5 protein-coding genes and 1 pseudogene are annotated in these 4,590 nt (G+C 58.3%); 2 read left to right on the forward strand and 4 right to left on the reverse strand.

Features of this window, described 5'->3' with window-relative positions:
* Positions 1 to 34: 34 nt before the first annotated feature.
* A pseudogene (locus ADK28_RS30620) lies at positions 35 to 305 on the reverse strand (alpha/beta hydrolase); the annotation flags it as partial.
* A gap of 262 nt (positions 306 to 567) precedes the next feature.
* Between ADK28_RS30620 and ADK28_RS24765 the strand changes: the two are divergent.
* The gene (locus ADK28_RS24765) at positions 568 to 1,452 is read left to right on the forward strand and encodes a LysR family transcriptional regulator (RefSeq protein ID WP_033639896.1); all 885 of its coding nucleotides are present in this window, start codon (positions 568 to 570) and stop codon (positions 1,450 to 1,452) included.
* 150 nt (positions 1,453 to 1,602) lie between these two features.
* On the opposite strand, the gene leuE is transcribed toward ADK28_RS24765, so the two are convergent.
* Complete coding sequence (gene leuE, locus ADK28_RS24770) at positions 1,603 to 2,247, reverse strand: leucine efflux protein LeuE (RefSeq protein WP_033639895.1); 645 nt, start codon at positions 2,245 to 2,247, stop codon at positions 1,603 to 1,605.
* Between the two features lie 204 nt (positions 2,248 to 2,451).
* Positions 2,452 to 3,024 carry a hypothetical protein gene (locus ADK28_RS24775; protein WP_048796936.1) on the reverse strand — a complete coding sequence of 191 codons (573 nt, stop codon included), beginning with the start codon at positions 3,022 to 3,024 and terminating at the stop codon, positions 2,452 to 2,454.
* Positions 3,025 to 3,152: 128 nt separating this feature from the next.
* On the opposite strand from ADK28_RS24775, the gene ADK28_RS24780 reads away from it, so the two are divergent.
* Positions 3,153 to 4,043 carry a LysR substrate-binding domain-containing protein gene (locus ADK28_RS24780; RefSeq protein ID WP_048796937.1) on the forward strand — a complete coding sequence of 297 codons (891 nt, stop codon included), beginning with the start codon at positions 3,153 to 3,155 and terminating at the stop codon, positions 4,041 to 4,043.
* On the opposite strand, the gene ADK28_RS24785 is transcribed toward ADK28_RS24780, so the two are convergent.
* Positions 3,997 to 4,590 (reverse strand): PA1136 family autoinducer-binding transcriptional regulator (locus ADK28_RS24785; protein ID WP_048796938.1); only part of this gene is annotated, 594 nt, incomplete at its 5' end. The genes ADK28_RS24780 and ADK28_RS24785 overlap by 47 nt on opposite strands.

Here is a 4,590-nt window from a genome sequence, read left to right on the forward strand (position 1 = left end):
AGCCGCGTTTGGTCGCTGCTCAACACCCCGTCCTATCAAACGCCAGGGTAATAAACCCTTGTTCCGCCAGCGTCTGCGCATACAGACCGCTGGATTGCTCTTTCACCGCGCCAAAAGGCCCACTGACCGCAATCGCCGCCAGCTTGCGATCGCCGCGATCTTTGGGCNCCCACTAAGGTGATGCCATATCGATTCTGGAACGAGACTTTATGATGATCGACTTTCTGGCTCTCGGCGAACGTTTTATCCCATTTATCTGTCATGGAAACAGGGGCGTTCGGATTGGTTGAATCAGCATAACTCATTGTCGTGACTCCACTTAATGATGCGAATAACAGCATGGCCGGCATCGCGGTTTTTAGCGTTCGGGTGAAGGTTTTCATAAAAATCCCCATGAAAAACAAGAGAGATACAGGTTTCCTACGGACAACGCTGCGGTGCTTTGTTTTGATGGGGTCATTATAGTGAGCAGAATTAGTGCTGATTAGAGGGGTATTACTGCTAAGATTGATACCATATTGTTATAAATTAATGCTGAGTTTGCTGTCGTTCAGGAGGGATTATTCAATGGCGAAAAGGGAGAACTACAACGAGTTGTACCTATTTATGCAAGTGGTACGGGAAGGCAGTTTTACCGCGGCGGCTCAGCGGCTGGGGCTTGCTCAATCAGGGGTCAGCCGTTCCGTTCGTGAGCTTGAGGAAAGGCTGGGTGTCCAGCTACTGATGCGCACCACGCGTAAACTGTCGCTGACGCAAGCGGGCGAGCAGCTCTACCAGAAGACGGCATCTGGATTTGATACGCTAGATTTAGGGCTTGCCACGCTGGCACATTATCGCGAGACCCCTTCCGGCACGGTTCGTATCAATGCCAGCCAGCACGCGATTGATAAATGCCTGCTGCCAAAGCTTGCGATATTTAAACAGCGCTATCCTGATATCAGGCTGGAACTCATAAACGAGAGCAGGTTCGTCGATATTATCGAAGAAAGATTCGATGCGGGCGTTCGCCTGGGGCCCGAAGTAAGCCCAGGCATGGTTGCTGTACGCATTACGCCCGATATGGAGATGGCCATTGTGGGTACCCCTGAGCATTTTCGTCGCTACGGTTTTCCGCAAACCCCGGCGGATTTAACAACGCATCCCTGTATCGCCTATCAGTTTGCCGACGGCAGCGTGTACCAGTGGGAACTCAGTCAGGATGATAAAAAAATCACTCATCGGCCTGAAGGGCAATGGGCCTTATCTGACAGTTATATGGAAGCAGAAGCCGCCCGGCTGGGCTTGGGGCTGGCCTATGTTCCTGTCGAACTGGTCACAGATGATCTGGAACGCGGGGCGCTTATCAGAGTTTTACAGCGTTACAGCCTGCGAATGGAGGGGTTGTTTCTCTATTACCCTCATCGCAATGTATCCCCCGCTCTGCGAATGGTCATTGAAACATTGAAAATCTGAGCGTTTAGCGATGACCGAGCCTTCACTGTGCAGAATGGTGTTAGGTCGTATTTTTGTACTTTCAATCCTAAGGGCTGCTATACGAAGAGCGGACGTCCCATCCAGCGAAAGAACGTAAAAAAACCGCCTCGCGGCGGTTTAGTTATCCAGTCAGGAAGTTGCGCTTGCGAGCCGTGCTGCAAATCCAATGAAGAACATACCTACCAGCGCGTTTCCAGTGGCAGATAACCTACGGTTGCCTTTCAGACGACTGAGCAGATAAGAGCCGCAGAAAACGAGGAAGCCGAAATAAACGAGAGTAATCGCGAACATCACTGCAGCAAGAATGATAAACGCCATCCAGGAGTGCTCAGCCTGAACATTGATGAACTGGGCGAAGAAAGAGATATAGAACAGCAGCGTCTTTGGATTCAATAGCGTAACCAGCATTCCGCGCCCGATGATCCCCTTAGCATCAGCTGAAGATTTCTTTTCCTCACTCGTTTCGACCGCTGGCTTAAAGATAGCGCGTATCGTCTGGACTCCGAGATAGAACAGATAAGCAGCACCTGCATATTTGATGGCGTTAAACAAGGCTGGTGTTGAGCTGATAACTGCCGCCAGCCCGCACCAGGCCAAAAGAACAAGGATAACGTCGCTCAGGAGGATGGAAAATATTGCAGCAAAGCCTCGCTTGATGCCGCTGGTAATGCTCGTTTTAATCACGAACATGGTTTCAGGGCCTGGCACAAGGACTATCAGCGTCGCACCAAGCAGGTACGTCCAGAAATTCACGACACCAAAATCAGCAAACATTTTCACTCCAGTTCTCTCGTTTTCAACGAGGCTATTCTAATTAAAGTTACGTTAATGGAAACACATCACCACAGCTTTCAATTCACAATCAATGTCTGCTTCTGGCACAAACCCGCCCTATCAGATTGCTAACCCTACCAATCCCCACAAACACCTAAAGGCCCGCCTCGTCCTCCAGGCAGGCCTTTAACCTTCAGCCATTTCTCAGCCCCCATCCCGCTCCGCAACCCGCGCCATCAATGCCCCCAGCAGCGCCAGGTCGACCAGCAGCGCCAGGGCGAAACAGGCTCCCTTTATCCCCGGCGCGGCATAGGTTTGCACCAGCGAAGCGGCAACGACTACGGCCACGATAGTCACCACCGTCGTCAGCCGGCACGCCACAGCGAACGCCGTTCTCTCCCCCACCGCCGTGCGATAGGCGACGCCCTGCCCCAGGCCGCCGAGGGCGATGCCCGGCAGCAGGGCCGGCCAGCCGTGGCCGCCGAACAGCATTAGCAGCATCAATAGCCATCCCGCCGCCGCCAGCAAAAAGCCGTAGCGGAGAATCGCCAGCGCAGGCCGGTTCCGCAGCGGCCGTAGACGGGCCAGCGCGGCGCCGCCGAGAAACGCCAGCGCCAATGCCGTCAGCTGCATCAGGGTCGCGCCGATGCCCAGCAGATTTTCGGTCTTCAGCAGCAAGGCGCCCGCCGCGACCGGCACGCTGAGCGCCAGGGCGCTCGCCGCCGTTCCCGGGTGTTCCATGGCGCCCAGGGCGCCGTTGTTGATATAGAGGCTCATCGTTCACTCCGACATGATGGAAATGATGAAATAAATTCATTTCCCTGTTCACATGTCAGTAGCCTATCTCTTGTATAATCGGTCAGACAAACTCATAGTTTTCAGCCTTGGATGAGAATAATTCAGCCATGAGAAAAACCCGTTTGCCGCCGCTGGGCGCGCTGCGCGCTTTCCACGCCGTGGCCGGCTGCCGCAGCTTTAAACATGCCGCCGAGGAGCTGGGCGTCAGCGCGACGGCAGTCAGCCACCAGATCAAGCTGCTGGAGTCGGTGCTGGAATGCCGGGTGTGCGAGCGTAGCGCGCAGGGCGTCAGCCTGACCGAGACCGGCGAGATCCTGTATGCCGGCACCCAGCGCGCCTTTGCCGCGCTGGCGCAGTCCGTCGCCCAAATCACCCGCGCCCGGCAGCCGCCGGCGCTGACCGTCACCACCACCTCCAACTTTCTCACCCACTGGCTGGTGCCTCGCCTGGCGGATTTCAAGGCGGAGTTTCCCGCCATCGATCTGCGCCTGCACACCAGCGTCGAGCGCGTCGATCTCAACCAGCGCACCGTGGACGTCGCCATCCGCTACCGTGAAACGCCGGAAAGCGATCTGCACTGCACCCTGCTGCATGAGGATCGTTTTATCGTGGTGGCCAGCCCGGCGCTGGCGCTGGAGCGCATCGAAGATTTGCAGCGGGTGACGCTGTTTCACGTGGAGCATCGGCAGGTGCCCGCCGACGCGCCGACCTGGGAGAACTGGCGACGGCGCTACGGGCCGGAAGGATTGAACGTGGAAGCCGGGCTGACCTTCAGTGACGAAACCCATGCGCTGCAGGCGGCGGTGGCCGGCCAGGGGGTGGTGATCGCCAGCCGGCTGCTGGCACGCGATTTGTTGCAGCGCGGCGTGTTGGCCGCGCCGTTCGAGATGGCGTTACCCGGCGCCAACTACTATCTGATGGCCACCGAAGAAACTGCGCAGCGCCCCGATATCATTGCGCTACGCGAGTGGTTGCTGCGGCAAATGGCGGCGGGCTAAGGCTCTCGGGGGCGATCTCCCCCAGGCGGATCGCCACGCTGATCGCCTGCGCGGTGGTGGCGGCGCCGAGACGCTGGCGAATGCGGCGCAGGTGGTTTTCCACCGTGCGTTCAGACAGGCCGAGCATCGCGGCGATATCCGCCTGCCGCCGGCCGATGGCGGTCCAGCTCAGCACTTCGCGCTCACGCGCCGACAGCCGGCCTTCTTCTTTGCCGGCTGCCGGTTCGAACAGCCGCCGCGCCGCCAGAAAGGCCGCCGAGCCCACGAGCGACAGCGCCAACCGCACCGGCGGCGAGGCGTCGATGCGCTCGCCTCCCAGGCTGACGGCGCCCTCCAGGCCGGCGGGGCCGAACACCGGGATCTGCACGCCGTGCAGGCCCGCGCCGCGCGGCGCGCGCACAATCCGGTAGCGCTCGCCCTGGCGCGCCCGGGTCTTGGTCCAGAAGAACGGCTCGGTAGCCCGCAGCATGTGCCGCGTCACCGGGCAGTGCCGCACGTAGGTCAGCGCATCGACCGCCTCCCCCTCACCGAACCAGTCGCCCTCGAC

This window comes from Serratia sp. 506_PEND (assembly GCF_001076875.1).
GTDB classification, from domain to species: Bacteria; Pseudomonadota; Gammaproteobacteria; order Enterobacterales; family Enterobacteriaceae; genus Serratia; species Serratia marcescens.